Below are 14,542 nucleotides of genomic sequence, written 5' to 3' on the forward strand. Positions count from 1 at the left end.
TGGCCTGTTGAGGCGGCATCAGATGGGTCCCCGCCTTCGCGGGGATGACGAGGAATTTTAGATCGCCGTGGCCCCTTCGAGGCCGGCACTAAGGAACAATCCCATGACCAAGCCCAAAGTCCTCATTTCCGACAAGATGGACCCCAACGCCGCCCGTATCTTCGCCGAGATGGGCTGCGACGTAGACGTCATCACCGGCGAGACGCCGGAACAGCTCATCGCCCGCATCGGCGAATACGATGGCCTCGCCATCCGCTCGTCGACCAAGGTGACCAAGGAAATCCTCGCCGCCGCGCCACGCCTCAAGGTTATCGGCCGCGCTGGCATCGGCGTCGACAACGTCGATATCCCGGCCTCGTCGGCGCAGGGCGTCGTCGTGATGAACACGCCGTTCGGCAACTCGATCACCACCGCCGAGCACGCCATCGCGCTCATCTTCGCGCTGGCGCGCCAGCTGCCCGAAGCCAACGCCCAGACCCAGGCGGGCCTGTGGCCGAAGAACGGCTTCATGGGCGTCGAGGTCACCGGCAAGACCCTCGGCCTCATCGGCGCCGGCAACATCGGCTCGATCGTCGCCAGCCGCGCGCTCGGCCTGCGCATGAAGGTCGTCGCCTTCGACCCGTTCCTCACCCCTGAGCGCGCGGTGGAAATGGGCGTCGAGAAGGCCGACCTCGACACGCTGCTTGCCCGCGCCGACTTCATCACGCTGCACACGCCGCTGACCGACCAGACCCGCAACATCCTCTCGGCCGAGAACCTGGCCAAGACCAAGAAGGGCGTGCGCATCGTCAACTGTGCGCGCGGCGGGCTGATCGACGAGGCGGCGCTGAAGGCCGGTCTCGACTCCGGCCACATCGCCGGCGCCGCGCTCGACGTGTTCCAGACCGAGCCGGCCAAGGACTCGCCGCTGTTCGGCACGCCGGGCTTCATCTGCACGCCGCACCTGGGCGCATCGACCACCGAGGCGCAGGTCAACGTCGCGCTGCAGGTCGCCGAGCAGATGGCCGACTTCCTGGTCAACGGCGGCGTCACCAACGCGCTCAACATGCCTTCGCTGAGCGCCGAGGAAGCCCCCAAGCTCAAGCCTTACATGAAGCTGGCCGAAGTGCTCGGCTCGATGGTCGGCCAGCTGACCATCGACTCGGTGCCGCGCATCTCGATCCACGTCGAGGGCGCTGCCGCCGAACTGAACCAGAAGCCGATCACTGCCGCCGTGCTCGCCGGTTTCATGCGCGTCCAGTCGGCTACGGTGAACATGGTCAACGCCCCGTTCCTGGCCAAGGACCGCGGCCTCGAAGTGCGCGAAGTCAAGACCGAGCGCGAGGGTGACTACCACACCCTGGTCCGCGTCTCGGTCAAGACCGAGGCGGGCGAGCGTTCGGTCGCCGGCACGCTGTTCAACAACGTCGAGCCGCGCCTCGTGGAGATGTTCGGCATCAAGGTCGAGGCCGAGCTGGAAGGCTCGATGCTCTACATCGTCAACGAGGACGCGCCGGGCTTCATCGGCCGCATCGGTACACTGATGGGCGAGAACGGCATCAACATCGGCACCTTCAACCTCGGCCGCCGCGAAGCCGGCGGCGAGGCGGTGCTGCTGCTCTCGGTCGACAGTCCGGTCGCGGGTGAAGTGCTGGAACAGGCTCGCGCTCTCCCCGGCGTGAAGACGGTCAAAGCGCTGTCGTTCTGACCTGAGTTTTCAAAGCTCCCAACGCAAGAGGGGTCGGTGCGCCAGCGCCGGCCCCTTTTCGTGGTGCTCCCCGGCATGGGGAGGTTGCCGCCAATCCGCCCCTCGCCAAACCCGCGCCATCCGGCTAAGGGCGCGCGCACTATGCAAGAAAACGACCGCGATCTTCTGCCCGAGGGCTTGGGCGACCGTCTGCCGCAGCAGGCATGGGCTTCCCAGACGGTGCGCCGCGCCGCGCACGACGTGCTGGCGAGCCATGGCTATGCCCGCGTCGAGACGCCCGTGCTCGAATTCGAGAAGGCGCTGGCGAGCCGCATGGCTGGCGTGAAGGTGCGCCGGATGTTCCGCTTCATGGACCCGGTCTCGCTGCGGATGCTGGCGATGCGCTCGGACATCACCGCGCAGGTCGCACGGATCGCCGCCACCGGCCTCGCGCGGGCACCGCGTCCGCTGCGCCTCTCCTACTCGGGGCAGGTGGTGACGGTGAAGGGCGACGGGCTCGACCCCGCGCGCGAACGGCTGCAGGTCGGTGCGGAGCTGATCGGCGCCGATTCGACCGCCGCCGCCGCCGAGATCGTCGAACTAGCGATCGAGACGCTGCGCGCGGCGGGTGCCACCGGCGTCTCGGTGGACTTCACCATGCCCGACCTCGTCGATACCCTGAGCGAAGGCGCGCTGCCGCTGCCCTCCTCGAGCATTGAGGCGGTGCGCCGGATGCTCGATTCGAAGGATGCCGGCGGGCTGGTCGATGCCGGCGGCGAGGCCTACCTGCCGCTGCTCTACGCGGTCGGCCCGTTCGACGCCGCGATCGAGCGGCTGGCCGCCTTCGACGTCGGCGGCGTGCTCGCCAGCCGCATCGCCGGCCTGCGCGCCATCGCCGCGCGGGTCGACGGCAAGGCGCGCCTGACGCTCGACCCGTCCGAGCGGCACGGCTTCGAATACCAGTCGTGGTTCGGCTTCACCATCTACGCCGACGGCATCCCCGGCAGCATGGGGCGCGGCGGGACCTATGCGATCCTCGGCCAGGCCGGCCGCGATCCCGAGACGGCGACCGGCTTCTCGCTCTACCCCGACCCGCTGATCGAGGCGCTGACCGCCGGCGCGGGCGAGGAACGCCGCCTGTTCCTCCCGCTCGGCCACGACCGCGACGTCGCCGCCCGCCAGCGCGCGATCGGCTGGATCACCGTCGCAGCCTTGAGCGAGGCCGACGAACCCATCGCGCTCGGCTGCTCGCACCGACTGGAAGGCGGCGAGGCGGTCCTGGTCTAAGCGGGCTCTTTCGCGCGTTCCACCGACATTCCCCCGTTCGTGTCGAGCGAAGTCGAGACACGCCAGCGCAGCGCGTGGTGTCTCGACTTCGCTCGACACGAACGGGGATAGGGGTTGCCTGTCCTGCCGCTGGGCCGCGATCGTGAAGTGGCGGCCCGCCAGCGCTGGATCACCGTCGCCGCGCCCAGCGAGCGCGACAAGCCCATCGCGCTGGGCTGCTCGCACCGGCTGGAAGGCGGCGAGGCGGTAGCGGTCTGAGGGCGCCTGAAACTCCCGACTGAAACCCCGTCGTCCCGGATCACGTCCGGGACGACGTATCTGGGCCGGCCTGACCGCCTCGTAACCAAACCGCCACATATCGCCCCACGGCGCTTGCCCTCGCGCGCGGCTTCGCCTAGGGCGCGGCGGTATTTTCAAACAGCAGTGAAAGCGTGAAACGTTGGCCAACGTAACCGTGATCGGCGCCCAGTGGGGCGATGAGGGCAAGGGCAAGATCGTCGACTGGCTCGCCAGCCGGGCGGATGCCGTGGTACGCTTCCAGGGCGGCCACAACGCCGGCCATACGCTCGTCGTCGGCGAGCAGGTCTACAAGCTGAGCCTGCTGCCCTCGGGCATCGTCACCGGCACGCTGTCGATCATCGGCAACGGCGTGGTGCTCGACCCCTGGGCGCTCAAGGCCGAGGTCGAGAAGCTGACCGCGCAGGGTGTCACGATCAACCCCGAGAACTTCGCGATCGCCGACAACTGCCCGCTGATCCTGCCCGTCCACCGCGAACTCGACGGACTGCGCGAAGCGGCTGCCGGCGCCGGCAAGATCGGCACCACCGGCCGTGGCATCGGCCCGGCCTACGAGGACAAGGTCGGCCGCCGCGCGATCCGCGTGTGCGACCTCGCCCACCTCGACGCGATGGAGCCGCAGCTCGACCGTCTCTGCGCCCACCACGACGCGCTGCGCGCCGGCTTCGGCCAGCCGCCGATCGACCGCGAGGAACTGCTGGCGCAGCTGCGCGAGATCGCGCCCTACGTCCTCCAGTTCGCCGAGCCGGTCTGGCGCCGCCTCAACAAGGTCAAGAAGGCCGGCGCGCGCATCCTGTTCGAGGGCGCGCAGGGCGTGCTGCTCGACGTCGACCATGGCACCTATCCTTTCGTCACCAGCTCGAACACCGTGTCGGGCACCGCCGCCAGCGGCTCGGGCCTCGGCCCCTCGGCGACCGGCTTCGTGCTCGGCATCGTCAAGGCCTACACCACCCGCGTCGGCTCGGGCCCGTTCCCGACCGAGCTGGAGGACGCCACCGGCCAGAAGCTGGGCGAGCGCGGCCACGAATTCGGCACCGTCACCGGCCGCAAGCGCCGCTGCGGCTGGTTCGACGCGGTGCTGGTGCGCCAGTCCTGCGCGATCTCGGGCGTCACCGGCATCGCCCTGACCAAGCTCGACGTGCTCGACGGCTTCGAGAAGGTCAGGATCTGCACCGGCTACCGCCTCAATGGCAAGGTGCTGGACTACTTCCCCAGCCACGCCGCCGACCAGGCGAACGTCGAGCCGATCTACGAGGAAATGGACGGCTGGGAAGGCACCACCGCCGGTGCCCGCTCCTGGGCCGACCTCCCCGCGCAGGCGATCAAGTACATCCAGCGCGTGCAGGAACTGATCGAAACCCCGGTCGCGCTGGTCTCGACCAGCCCCGAGCGCGAGGATACCATCCTCGTGCGCGATCCCTTCGCGGACTGATGCCGATGCGGGGCGCGCTCAGGTTCGCCCCGCTGCTGCTGCTTCTGAGCGTGGGCGCGGCGGGGCCGCAGCCCGCGCTGGTGCTCCCCGAACTCGACCTGATCCGCGTGCGCAAGGCGGCGCGGGTCATGGAACTCTACGCGGGCGGCCGGCTCGTCCACGTCATTGCGCATATCCAGCTGGGCGACGAACCGGTCGGCCCCAAGCGCTTCGAGGGGGACGAGCGCACGCCCGAGGGGCGGTATGCCATCGACTGGGGCAACCCCAAGAGCGCCTATCACCTCTCGCTCCACATCTCCTATCCCAGCGCCGCCGACCGCGCCTATGCCGCCGCGCGGGGACGCTCGCCGGGCGGGATGATCATGATCCACGGCCAGCCCAATGCCTGGCCGGCCGGCCGCGTGCCCGGCGACTGGACCGACGGCTGCATCGCCGTCTCCGACGCGGAGATCGAGGCGCTGTGGGACGCGGTGCCCGACGGCACGCCTATCGAGATATTGCCCTGAAATCCAACGTCGTCCCCGCGCAGGCGGGGACCGCTGGGTACCCTGGAGGCGATAACTCGCCATGGGCCACCGAAGCGCCGCGCCCCGCCTGAAAGCTGCGTGTCCTTGCCAGCGGTCCCCGCCTTCGCGGGGACGACGGGGGTTTCAGGGGATTTTCCCGCGATGCCCGCTGATCCCGGCCCTCCCTTCGCTCGACACGAACGGAGGTAATCCCAGGCGGAACCGTCTCCAACCGCGCAGGAATGGCCCCCTCCCCTTGCCCGAATTGCAATTTGCGTCATTGCTCGATTGTAAATCGCAAGCCTGCCCCGGTTGCCCCAAGATAGTTAGGAGCCTAACTAACCACTTCCATGACCGACCGACTCGCCCTTGCCCACCAGTTCGCCACGCAGCTGAGCCCCGTCTCGCGCGCGTGGCGCCAGCATGCCGACCGGATTCTCGCCTCGCTGGCGATTTCCAACTCCGCCGGCTGGGCGCTGGTGCACCTGGAGCGGCTGGGGCAGGGCGCGCGGCAGGGCGACCTCGCGCGCGCCATCGGTATCACCGAGGCCTCGCTGGTGCGCACCGTGCAGCAGCTGGAGCGCGAGGCCCTGGTCGAGCGCCGCGCCGACGCGGACGACCGCCGCGCCAACCGCCTCCACCTCACCCCCGAGGGCCGCACCCTCGCCCGCCAGGCCGAGAAGCGGCTGATCGAACTGCGGGTCGACCTGCTGGAAGGCGTGTCCGACGGCGACCTTGACGTGGCCGTCCGCCTGCTCGACACCGTCGCGATGCGCGCCGCCGACATGCGGGGGCGCCCGTGAACGGCCCCGCCGCCGCGCGCTGGGGCATTCCCGCCGCGATCTTCTCGCTCAAGGCGCTCGCAGCCGCGCTGCTGGCGGCCTACATCTCGTTCTCGATCGGGCTGGAGCGGCCCTACTGGGCGTTCCTCACCTCCTACATCGTCGCCGCGCCGCTGGCCGGAGCGGTCATTTCCAAGGCGCTGTTCCGCGTCATCGGCACGTTCGTCGGCGCCACCGCGGCGGTGATCATGGTGCCGCCGCTCGCCCACAGCCCCGAGCTGCTGACGCTGGCGATCGCGTCGTGGCTGGCGCTCTGCGTCTTCGTTTCGCTGCTGGAGCGCACACCGCGCGGCTACGCCTTCGTGCTGGCGGGCTACACCGCCGTGCTGATCGTGCTGCCAGCGGTGAATACCCCGGCCGAGATCTTCACCGACGCCTCGCTGCGCGTGCAGGAGATCACCATCGGCATCCTGTGCGGCAGTCTCGTCCACGGCGTGGTGTTTCCCGGTTCGGTCTCCACCTTCCTGCTCGGCCGCGTGGCTATGATGCTGCGCGATGCCGAGCGCTGGAGCCGCGATTCGCTCGAACTTGAGCCCGACGAGGCCGTCGAGGCCGAGCGCCGCCGCCTCGCGCAGGACGTCACCGAACTGCACAACCTCTCGATCCACCTGCCCTACGAGACCAGCCGCCCGGCCCCGCGCGTGCGCGCCGTGCGCGCGCTGCAGGACCAGCTCTCCCTGCTCATGCCGCTGGGGGCCGCCGTCGCCGACCGCGTCGCCGCCCTGCGCGAGCGCGACGCACTCGGCGAAACGGCCGAAGCGCTGCTGGCCGACACCCGCGCCTGGCTCGATACCTTCGAAAGCGCAGGCGAGGGGGCGGCGACCCGCGAGGACCGCGTGCGCATGGCCGAGGACCTCAAGGCCCGCTGCCTGGCGCTGGAGCCCGAAGTCACCCCGGGCGCCAACTGGGATGCGCTGCTGCGGCTCAGCCTGGGCTCGCGCCTTTCCAGCCTGATCGACGCCCACCTCGACTGCCGCGACCTCGCCGAGCAGCTCGGCACCCGCGATCGCAAGCCGGTCTCGGCGCGTATCCCGCGCCTGCTCGAAGGCCGCCGCAACCGCGAACTCCACCGCGACGTCGCCGGCGCTGCGCGCGGGGCGGCGGGCGCGGCGGTCACCATCATCCTGGGCTGCGCGCTGTGGATCGGCAGCGGCTGGAACGACGGCGGCACGGCGGTGATGCTCGCGGGCGTGTTCCTCGCGCTGTTCTCGGCCTCGGACAACCCGCTGGCGCCGCTTTGGATGTTCTTCTGGGGTACGCTGATCGCCAGCGCGCTGGGCATGCTCTATGCCTTCGCGATCCTGCCGCGTGTGGACGGCTTCCCGGAACTTGCCATGACGCTCGCCCCGCCCCTGCTTGTCCTCGGATCGCTGATGCATTCGCCGCGCTTCGCCGGGATCGCCTTGCCCGCGCTGCTGGGCATGGGCAGCCCCTTCATCATCGCGGTCAAGTACAGCGACAACTTCGCAAGTTTCGCCAACGGCTCGCTGGCGCAGCTGCTCGGCGTGCTGTTCGCGATCGTCATGGCGCGCCTGCTGCAGACCGCCGGGCTGGAAAGCGCGATCCGACGCACCCTGCGCGCCGGCTGGCGCGACATCGCCGAGCGCAGCAACCTGCGCGGGCCTCCCGACGTGCGCGGCTGGATCAACCGGATGCTCGACCGCATCGCGATCCTCTCGCCGCGCCTGGCGCTGAGCGGCAAGCATCCGGGCGAGCCGCTCTACGACGTGCTGCGCGATCTGCGCACCGGCGTCGCCATCGCCGAACTGCGCCAGCTCCGCCTCGAGCTGCCGCCCGAACGCGGCGCGCCGCTCACCGGCGTGCTGGCCGAAGTCGGCGCCTACTACCGCCGCCTCGAACCCGACGTCCGCGCCCCCGCCGATCCCGAACTGCTGGGCGACATCGACCGGGCGCTCCACCTCTTCGCCGCCGACGAGGACCGCTCGGTGCGCCGCCAGGCCGCGCTGGCGCTCGTCTCGCTGCGCCGCAACCTGTTCCCCGAAGCCGCCGCTCTGGAAGGCCTGACATGAACGGCGAGATCGCCATCGGGGGCGTCTACATGCCCACCATCCTCCTGCTCGCGGTGATCGCGGCGGTGCTGACCATGCTGCTGCTGCGGCTGCTCGACTTCGCCGGCCTCTACCGCTTCGTCGCCTACCGCGCGCTCGTCGACCTATGCCTCTACGTCATGGTGCTCGGCGCGCTGTCCCTCCTTGCCCCCCACATCGGTTTCCATCCATGAAGAATCTGCTTGCCCCGATCGGCCGCAGCGCCGCCACCATCGTCATCGTCGTCCTTGCCGCGTTCATCGCGTTCTGGATGTGGAACCACTACGAGCGCAGCCCGTGGACCCGCGACGGCCGCGTGCGCGCCGACGTGGTGCGCGTGACGCCCGACATCGGCGGCCTCGTCACCTCGGTCGCGGTGCGCGACAACCAGACCGTCCATGCCGGCGACCTGCTGTTCGTCATCGACCGCCCGCGTTACTCGCTGGCGGTCGAGCAGGCCGAGGCTTCGGTGGCGAGCGCGCGGGCGACGCTGGGCCAGGCACAGCGCGAATCCGCGCGCGACCTCGCATTGGGCGATCTCGTCGCCACCGAGACGCACGAGCAGAACGTCGCGCGCGTCGCCACCGCCCGCGCCGCGCTGGCCGAGGCGATGAGTTCGCTCGACGGCGCCAAGCTCAACCTTCAGCGCACGCAGGTCCACGCCTCGGTCAACGGCACCGTCACCAACCTCGACCTGCATCCGGGCGACTTCGTGGCGGCGGGCAGCCAGGCGATGGCACTAGTCGACGACGATTCGATCCGCGTCGAAGGCTATTTCGAGGAAACCAAGCTGCCGCTGATCCGCGTCGGCGCCCCCGTCACCGTCCACCTCATGGGCGAGGGGCAGGCGCTCCACGGCCGGGTCGAAAGCATCGCGGCGGGCATCAACGACGACAGCCGCAGCGATTCGGGCAACCTGCTCCCCAACGTCGCCGCGACCTTCTCGTGGGTGCGCCTCGCCCAGCGCATCCCGGTGCGCGTGAAGCTGACGCATGTGCCCAGGGACGTGCAGCTGATCCTCGGCCGCACCGCCACCGTGACGGTCGAGCATCCGGGCGAGAAGCCGGCCCCGGCGCCCAAGGCCACCGCTACGCCCGCCCCGGCGGCGACGGGGGCCGAGTGATGACGCTTCCCCGCTTCCTGTCCTCGGCCGCCTTGGCGCTGGCGCTCTCGGCCTGCGCCACCGCCGGGCCGGACTACCACGCACCCGAGCAGTCGGCGGCCACCACGCCGGCCGCGCAAGGGGCCTTCGCCTCGGCGCAGGGCACTGCTTTCTCGCAGGCGCCGCTGCCCGACCGCTGGTGGAGCCTCTACGACGACCCCCGCCTCGACGGTCTGGTCGAGCAGGCGCTGACCGCCAACACCGACCTGCGCGCTGCCGAGGCCAACCTCGAGCGCGCCCAGGCCGTCGTCGCCGAAGCGGCGGCGGGGCGCACGCTGTCGACCGCGCTGTCCGGCGGCGTCGACCTCGCGCGTCAGTCGCAGACCGGGCGGCCGCTCCCCGGTGTCGTCACCGACAGCCTCGGCCTTGCGCTCAGCTATCCGCTCGACCTGCGCGGCAAGCTGCGCCGCGCCATCGAGGCGAGCGAGGCCGACCGCGAGGCGACCGAGGCCGCGCGCGACGCGGTGCGCGTCAGCGTCGCCGGATCGGTGACCAGCGCCTATGCCGGGGTCTGCGCCGCCAACTACCAGCTCGGCGTGGCGCAGCGCGTGGTCGAACTCCAGCGCCAGACGCTGGGCGCCACCCGCCGCCTGCAGCGCGGCGGGCGCGGTACGGCCTTCGACGTCAGCCGCGCCGCCGCCGCCGTCGAGACCAGCGCCGCCTCACTTCCCGCCTTCACCGCCCAGCGCCAGAACGCGCTCTATCTCCTCGCCACGCTGCTCGGCCGCGCGCCCGCCGACTACCCGCGCGAAGTGGCCGACTGCGCCGCGCTGCCGCGCCTTGCCGGCCGCATCCCGGTCGAGGACGGCGCCGCGCTGATCCGCCGCCGCGCCGACATCCGCCAGGCCGAGCGCGCCATCGCCGCCGACACCGCGCGCATCGGCGTCGCCGCCGCCGACCTCTACCCCAACGTCAGCGTGGGCGGGTCGGTGGGCTTTTCCGGGCAGCTCCAGGACTTCGCCAAGAGCGACAGTTTCGGCTTCAGCCTCGGCCCGCTGCTGAGCTGGTCGTTCCCCAATAGGCCTGTCGTGCGCGCCCGCATCGATCAGGCCGACGCGCAGGTCCGCGCCGATCTCGCGAGCTTTGACGGGACCGTCCTCGAGGCGCTGCGGCAGGCGGAGACCGCCATGGAAACCTACGCCCGCGACCGCGACCGCGCCGCCGCGCTCGGCCGCGCGCGCGACAACGCCGCGACGTCGGCCGGGCAGGCGGGCAAGCTGTTCCGCTTCGGCCGCAGCGATTTCCTCAACGTCCTGAGCGCGCAGGGCAGCCTCGCCTCGGCCGAAGCCAGCCATGCGGCGGCGGAAGCCGGGCTGGTGGACGACCAGATCGCGGTGTTCCTGGCGCTGGGCGGCGGATGGCAGCGGGAGGGCGGGGGCGCCTCGTCCTCGGATCGCTGACGAGACCTGCGCGCGCCTAGCTCTACTCCATGAACACCGTCATCCCCGCGCAGGCGGGGACCCCGCTTGTTCTTTTGGCGTCGTGCAATGCCGCAAGTAGCGGGGCCCCCGCCTGCGCGGGGGCGACGAGCTTTGTTGGCTATAAGTTGTCGGAGGCTGACCGGCTCTTAAATCAGAAATCCACCGCCACGCCGTTGCGCACCCAGTCGCCGTACCTTGTGGGCGAGAGGCCGTCGGGATCTTCGCCGTCCGTGGGCTTTTCCGCGCCGGAGGTGGGGGGCGGAGCGGGTTCGGTGGTCCAGTGGGCGGGCTTGGTGAAGGCCTCGGGACGTTCGGTGGCGCGCTTGGTCATAAGGGGGATGTGGCGGCGCTGGCGGAAAAAGGCAATCCGGTATAGGGGCCCGCGATGGACATTCCCGGCCTTCCGGCGCGCCGCGCCGCGCTAAACCTCGTCGATGCCGTGCTGCGCAGGGGCGAAACCCTCGATCAGGCGGGCGGCAGCGCCCTTGCCCGCGTCAAGGGCGACGCCGATCGCGCGCTCGCCCGCGCCATCGCGGGTGAAACGCTGCGCTGGAAGGAGGACCTCGACGAACTCATCGATTCGGCCACCAAGCAGCGCCTACCCGACGACGCCAAGCCGCGCGCCGTGCTGCGCCTGATGCTGGCGCAGGTGCTGCGGCTGGAGACCCCCGCCCACGCGGTGATCGCCACCGCCCTGCCGCTGCTGGAAGGCGGCCCCCGCCGCCTGGCGCACGGGGTGTTCTCGACACTGCTGAAGATCGAGGCGAACCTACCCGAGGTGCCGACCTTGCCGGATAGCGTGATGATCCGCTGGGGCGAGCGAGCCGAGGCGATCGCCGCCGGCCTCACCGAGCCGCCGCCGCTCGACCTCGCGCTGCGCGATCCCGCCGCCACCGCCGAATGGGCAGAACGCATGGGCGGCACCTCGCTCATGCCCGGGCACCTGCGCCTGCCGCGTGGCTCGGCGATCGACCTGCTGCCCGGCTTCCGCGATGGCGGCTGGTGGGTGCAGGACCTCGCGGCCAGCCTGCCGGCACGCCTGCTCGGCGCGGGCGAGGGCAGGCGGGTGCTCGACTTGTGTGCCGCGCCCGGCGGCAAGACCATGCAACTGGCGTCGCAGGGCTGGCAGGTCACAGCCCTCGACAACGCCAAGCGCCGCCTGGAACGCCTGCGCGAGAACCTCGCCCGCACTGCGCTGGAGGCCGAGATCGTCCTCGCCGACGCACTGGACTGGGAGCCGGAGGAGAAGTTCGACGCGATCCTGCTCGACGCACCCTGCACCGCCACCGGCACCGCGCGCCGCCATCCCGACGTCCTCCACCGCATCGGTCCGCGCCAGATCGCGGAGATGGTCGAGCTTCAGGGCAAGCTGCTTCAGCGCGCGGCCGGATGGCTCAAGCCGGGCGGGACACTGGTCTACGCGGTCTGCTCGCTGGAAGTGGCCGAGGGCGAGGAGCAGCCGGTTCCCGCCGGGCTGACGGTGGTGCCGATCGAGGCTGCAGAACTGCCCGAGGGGCTGGCGCCGGCGTCGGACGGTACGCTGCGCACCGATCCGGGGATGCTGCCCGAGGCCGGCGGGCTCGACGGGTTCTTCGTCGCGCGTTGGGTCAAGGGCTGAGAAGTGCTGGAGCTATCGTAGGCGCAATCGTCGTCCCCGGCTTGACCGGGGACCGCTGGCCGGGCCGCACGCGCTTTCGGCGAGGCCGCGCCTGAAGAGTACCCAGCGGTCCCGGATCAAGTCCGGGACGACGGATGAACGCGAGATGGGCGAAGGCGCGAACCCATCTCAAGGTTCCTCCGGTGACGCAAGGTCATCAGCTGGGTCCCCGCCTTCGCGGGGATGACGGGAAGCGTACGCAGCGCACTCGCGCGCGTAGCGACGACAGTAACGGAGGTAAGGGGGCTATGCTCCCCTTACCTGACCGACCTCAACCCACACACGCCGGCGGCGCCAGAACAGCAGGCCGCCGAGCGCCACCGCGAACAGGGCGACCATGCCCGGCTCCGGCACTTCCGTCCCGCCCGAGGACGAGCCGCCCGAGCTGGTCGAGGTGCCCGGATCGCTCGGGGCGGTGTAGCCGCCGGTGTAGGTGCCGATGTGCATCTCGCCGTTCTGGACGAGGCTGCCGAACACCGCCGAGCCCTGGATGTAGTTGCCGGTCGTGGCCGCCGCGGTGGGGGCGAGGACCGAGCCGCCCCAGGCGGTGCTCAGCGAGAGGCTGGTGGCCTCGGGGAAGTTCCAGATGACGTGCTCGCCCAGGTTCTGGGTGCCGCCGAGGAAGTTGTCGTTCAGGTTGATCGAGCTGCCCGAGACGTTGACGATCGCGGTGTCGGCGCCGTTCAGGTTGAACTTGATCTCGCCGATCTTGTCGAGGTCGGCGGCGGAGATGTTGAACACCGCGACGCCGCTGGAGTCGGGCTGGGCGTTGAAGGTGCCGGTGTTGCCGGTGATGGTCAGCTGGCTGTTCGAGGCCTGCGTGCTCATGGTGTGGCTGAGGCCGGTCATCGAGGTTTCGATGAGGCTCTTCTGCTGCGTCAGGTTCTGCGCGAAGGCGGGATCGCTGGCGGCGAGGCCCGAGGTCACCGTGTTCTGATTGACGTTGGTGTTGGCGATCGAGCCGCCGACCAGCACCGTCTGCGCCACGCCGTTGAGGTTGAGGCCGCTGTTGACGTTGCCGCCCACGACCGCGCCCGAGCCGTTGTTGAGGTTCTTGGCACCGCCGTTGACGTCGCCCACCACGGTCAGCCCGGGGGTGCCGGTGCTCGACGCGGCGATCGGCTGGATCTGGTAGTTCGACGAATTACCGTTAAGGTTGCCGCCGACGAAAGTGCGGCCCTCGACCTCGGAGGACGAGGTCAGGTCGCCCAGTACCACCAGGTTCCACGTCTTCAGCACGTCGGTGCCGGCGATCATCGCGGAATCGGCCAGGACCGGGCTGGCGGCGAGCACGGCGGCCATGGCGGCCAGCGACAGCGAAACGGTACGGAGACGGACCATGGGCGGGAACTCGATCGGCGGAAGTGCCGATGGCCCTCGTAGAATTACTTATGCGTTTAGGAAGCTCGACTTTGGTGCCGTCCCTTGTTGGAACAGTGTGGAAGTCGTTTCCTACTATATCGTCGTCCCCGGCTAGACCGAGGACCGCTGGCAAGGCCGCGCCGGGCTTCCGGCCGGCGGCGGGGAGGTGGCTGCCGCACAGGCCGCGTCTCAAGGGTTCCCAGCGGTCCCCGCCTGCGCGGGGACGACGTTTCAGCTTAGGCCTTCACCTTGTCCTGGAAGCTCTTGCGCAGCTTCAGCAGCTTGGGCGGGATCACCGCGAGGCAGTAGGGATTGCGCTGGCCTTCGCCGTCCCAGTATTCCTGATGATAATCCTCGGCGGGATACCACGGGGCGGGGCCTTCTATGGTGGTCACGGCTTTCTCGCCGGAATGTTCCTCGTCCCAGCGGGCGATCGCGGCAGAGGCTTCCTCGCGCTGCGTGTCGTCCAGCGGGAAGATCGCCGAGCGGTACTGCGTGCCCACATCGTTGCCCTGGCGGTTGAGCTGCGAGGGATCGTGCGTGCCCATGAATACGTCGAGGATCTGGGCATAGGAAATCACCTCGGGATCGTATTCGACCTCGATCGCCTCGGCATGACCGGTCGATCCCGAGCACACCGCCTTGTAGGTCGGGTTCTCGACGCTGCCGCCGATATAGCCGCTCTGCACCGCGTCCACGCCCACCACGTCGCGGAAAACCGCCTCGGTGCACCAGAAGCACCCGCCAGCCACGATTGCCTTTTCCATCTTGTACTTGTCCTCAAGTCGTCGGAGTTGGCCGGTAGATAGGTATGCTCTCGCCGCTTGTCATTGCCCGCGGGGCGGTTAGTCTCGCGCCACCT

Annotated in this window: 14 protein-coding genes; 11 read left to right on the top strand and 3 right to left on the bottom strand. The window is 70.1% G+C overall.

Going from position 1 to position 14,542, the window contains the following annotated elements:
- Positions 1 to 103: 103 nt before the first annotated feature.
- The 10 genes from serA (at position 104) to AC07M9_RS15175 (ending at position 10,640) form a co-directional block, all read left to right on the top strand.
- Positions 104 to 1,687: a phosphoglycerate dehydrogenase gene (gene serA / locus AC07M9_RS15130; protein ID WP_494884716.1), complete on the top strand. Its 1,584-nt coding sequence runs from the start codon at positions 104 to 106 to the stop codon at positions 1,685 to 1,687.
- Positions 1,688 to 1,828: 141 nt separating this feature from the next.
- A complete protein-coding gene (locus tag AC07M9_RS15135; RefSeq protein ID WP_494884718.1) occupies positions 1,829 to 2,953 on the top strand; it encodes an ATP phosphoribosyltransferase regulatory subunit in 1,125 nt (374 codons plus the stop codon).
- 114 nt (positions 2,954 to 3,067) lie between these two features.
- Entirely contained in the window at positions 3,068 to 3,211 is a 144-nt protein-coding gene (locus AC07M9_RS15140; protein ID WP_494884720.1) for a hypothetical protein, read from the top strand.
- A 181-nt stretch (positions 3,212 to 3,392) separates the two neighbouring features.
- On the top strand, positions 3,393 to 4,682 hold the full coding sequence (locus AC07M9_RS15145; RefSeq protein ID WP_494884721.1) for an adenylosuccinate synthase: 1,290 nt from the start codon (positions 3,393 to 3,395) through the stop codon (positions 4,680 to 4,682).
- Between the two features lie 5 nt (positions 4,683 to 4,687).
- On the top strand, positions 4,688 to 5,188 hold the full coding sequence (locus AC07M9_RS15150; protein ID WP_494884723.1) for a L,D-transpeptidase family protein: 501 nt from the start codon (positions 4,688 to 4,690) through the stop codon (positions 5,186 to 5,188).
- A gap of 350 nt (positions 5,189 to 5,538) precedes the next feature.
- Complete coding sequence (locus AC07M9_RS15155; RefSeq protein WP_494884725.1) at positions 5,539 to 5,991, top strand: MarR family transcriptional regulator; 453 nt, start codon at positions 5,539 to 5,541, stop codon at positions 5,989 to 5,991.
- Positions 5,988 to 8,060, top strand: coding sequence for an FUSC family protein (locus tag AC07M9_RS15160; protein ID WP_494884726.1), 2,073 nt, complete (start codon positions 5,988 to 5,990; stop codon positions 8,058 to 8,060). Before AC07M9_RS15155 ends, AC07M9_RS15160 begins: the two co-directional genes overlap by 4 nt.
- Positions 8,057 to 8,272, top strand: a complete 216-nt coding sequence (locus AC07M9_RS15165; RefSeq protein ID WP_494884728.1) for a DUF1656 domain-containing protein — start codon at positions 8,057 to 8,059, stop codon at positions 8,270 to 8,272. Before AC07M9_RS15160 ends, AC07M9_RS15165 begins: the two co-directional genes overlap by 4 nt.
- Complete coding sequence (locus tag AC07M9_RS15170) at positions 8,269 to 9,201, top strand: efflux RND transporter periplasmic adaptor subunit (protein ID WP_494884730.1); 933 nt, start codon at positions 8,269 to 8,271, stop codon at positions 9,199 to 9,201. The genes AC07M9_RS15165 and AC07M9_RS15170 overlap by 4 nt, the downstream gene beginning before the upstream one ends.
- Positions 9,201 to 10,640, top strand: coding sequence for an efflux transporter outer membrane subunit (locus AC07M9_RS15175; RefSeq protein ID WP_494884731.1), 1,440 nt, complete (start codon positions 9,201 to 9,203; stop codon positions 10,638 to 10,640). The genes AC07M9_RS15170 and AC07M9_RS15175 overlap by 1 nt, the downstream gene beginning before the upstream one ends.
- A 172-nt stretch (positions 10,641 to 10,812) precedes the next feature.
- Here the strand turns inward: AC07M9_RS15175 and AC07M9_RS15180 are convergent, their stop codons facing one another.
- Positions 10,813 to 10,992, bottom strand: a complete 180-nt coding sequence (locus tag AC07M9_RS15180) for a DUF1674 domain-containing protein (protein ID WP_494884733.1) — start codon at positions 10,990 to 10,992, stop codon at positions 10,813 to 10,815.
- A gap of 54 nt (positions 10,993 to 11,046) precedes the next feature.
- On the opposite strand from AC07M9_RS15180, the gene AC07M9_RS15185 reads away from it, so the two are divergent.
- Positions 11,047 to 12,279, top strand: a complete 1,233-nt coding sequence (locus tag AC07M9_RS15185; RefSeq protein WP_494884735.1) for an RsmB/NOP family class I SAM-dependent RNA methyltransferase — start codon at positions 11,047 to 11,049, stop codon at positions 12,277 to 12,279.
- Positions 12,280 to 12,564: 285 nt separating this feature from the next.
- On the opposite strand, the gene AC07M9_RS15190 is transcribed toward AC07M9_RS15185, so the two are convergent.
- Positions 12,565 to 13,659: a choice-of-anchor A family protein gene (locus AC07M9_RS15190; protein ID WP_494884737.1), complete on the bottom strand. Its 1,095-nt coding sequence runs from the start codon at positions 13,657 to 13,659 to the stop codon at positions 12,565 to 12,567.
- Positions 13,660 to 13,916: 257 nt separating this feature from the next.
- Entirely contained in the window at positions 13,917 to 14,447 is a 531-nt protein-coding gene (msrA, locus tag AC07M9_RS15195) for a peptide-methionine (S)-S-oxide reductase MsrA (protein ID WP_494884739.1), read from the bottom strand.
- Positions 14,448 to 14,542: the final 95 nt, after the last annotated feature.

The sequence above is a fragment of the Novosphingobium sp. GW821-FHT09E05 genome (genome assembly GCF_059416165.1).

Bases quoted from the DNA above. Each gene is read 5' to 3' on its own strand.
- serA (WP_494884716.1), top strand. From the start codon at position 104: ATGACCAAGCCCAAAGTCCTCATTTCCGACAAGATGGACCCCAACGCC.
- AC07M9_RS15135 (WP_494884718.1), top strand. From the start codon at position 1,829: ATGCAAGAAAACGACCGCGATCTTCTGCCCGAGGGCTTGGGCGACCGT.
- AC07M9_RS15150 (WP_494884723.1), top strand. From the start codon at position 4,688: ATGCGGGGCGCGCTCAGGTTCGCCCCGCTGCTGCTGCTTCTGAGCGTG.
- AC07M9_RS15155 (WP_494884725.1), top strand. From the start codon at position 5,539: ATGACCGACCGACTCGCCCTTGCCCACCAGTTCGCCACGCAGCTGAGC.
- AC07M9_RS15165 (WP_494884728.1), top strand. From the start codon at position 8,057: ATGAACGGCGAGATCGCCATCGGGGGCGTCTACATGCCCACCATCCTC.
- AC07M9_RS15170 (WP_494884730.1), top strand. From the start codon at position 8,269: ATGAAGAATCTGCTTGCCCCGATCGGCCGCAGCGCCGCCACCATCGTC.
- AC07M9_RS15175 (WP_494884731.1), top strand. From the start codon at position 9,201: ATGACGCTTCCCCGCTTCCTGTCCTCGGCCGCCTTGGCGCTGGCGCTC.
- AC07M9_RS15180 (WP_494884733.1), bottom strand. From the start codon at position 10,992: ATGACCAAGCGCGCCACCGAACGTCCCGAGGCCTTCACCAAGCCCGCC.
- AC07M9_RS15185 (WP_494884735.1), top strand. From the start codon at position 11,047: ATGGACATTCCCGGCCTTCCGGCGCGCCGCGCCGCGCTAAACCTCGTC.
- AC07M9_RS15190 (WP_494884737.1), bottom strand. From the start codon at position 13,659: ATGGTCCGTCTCCGTACCGTTTCGCTGTCGCTGGCCGCCATGGCCGCC.
- msrA (WP_494884739.1), bottom strand. From the start codon at position 14,447: ATGGAAAAGGCAATCGTGGCTGGCGGGTGCTTCTGGTGCACCGAGGCG.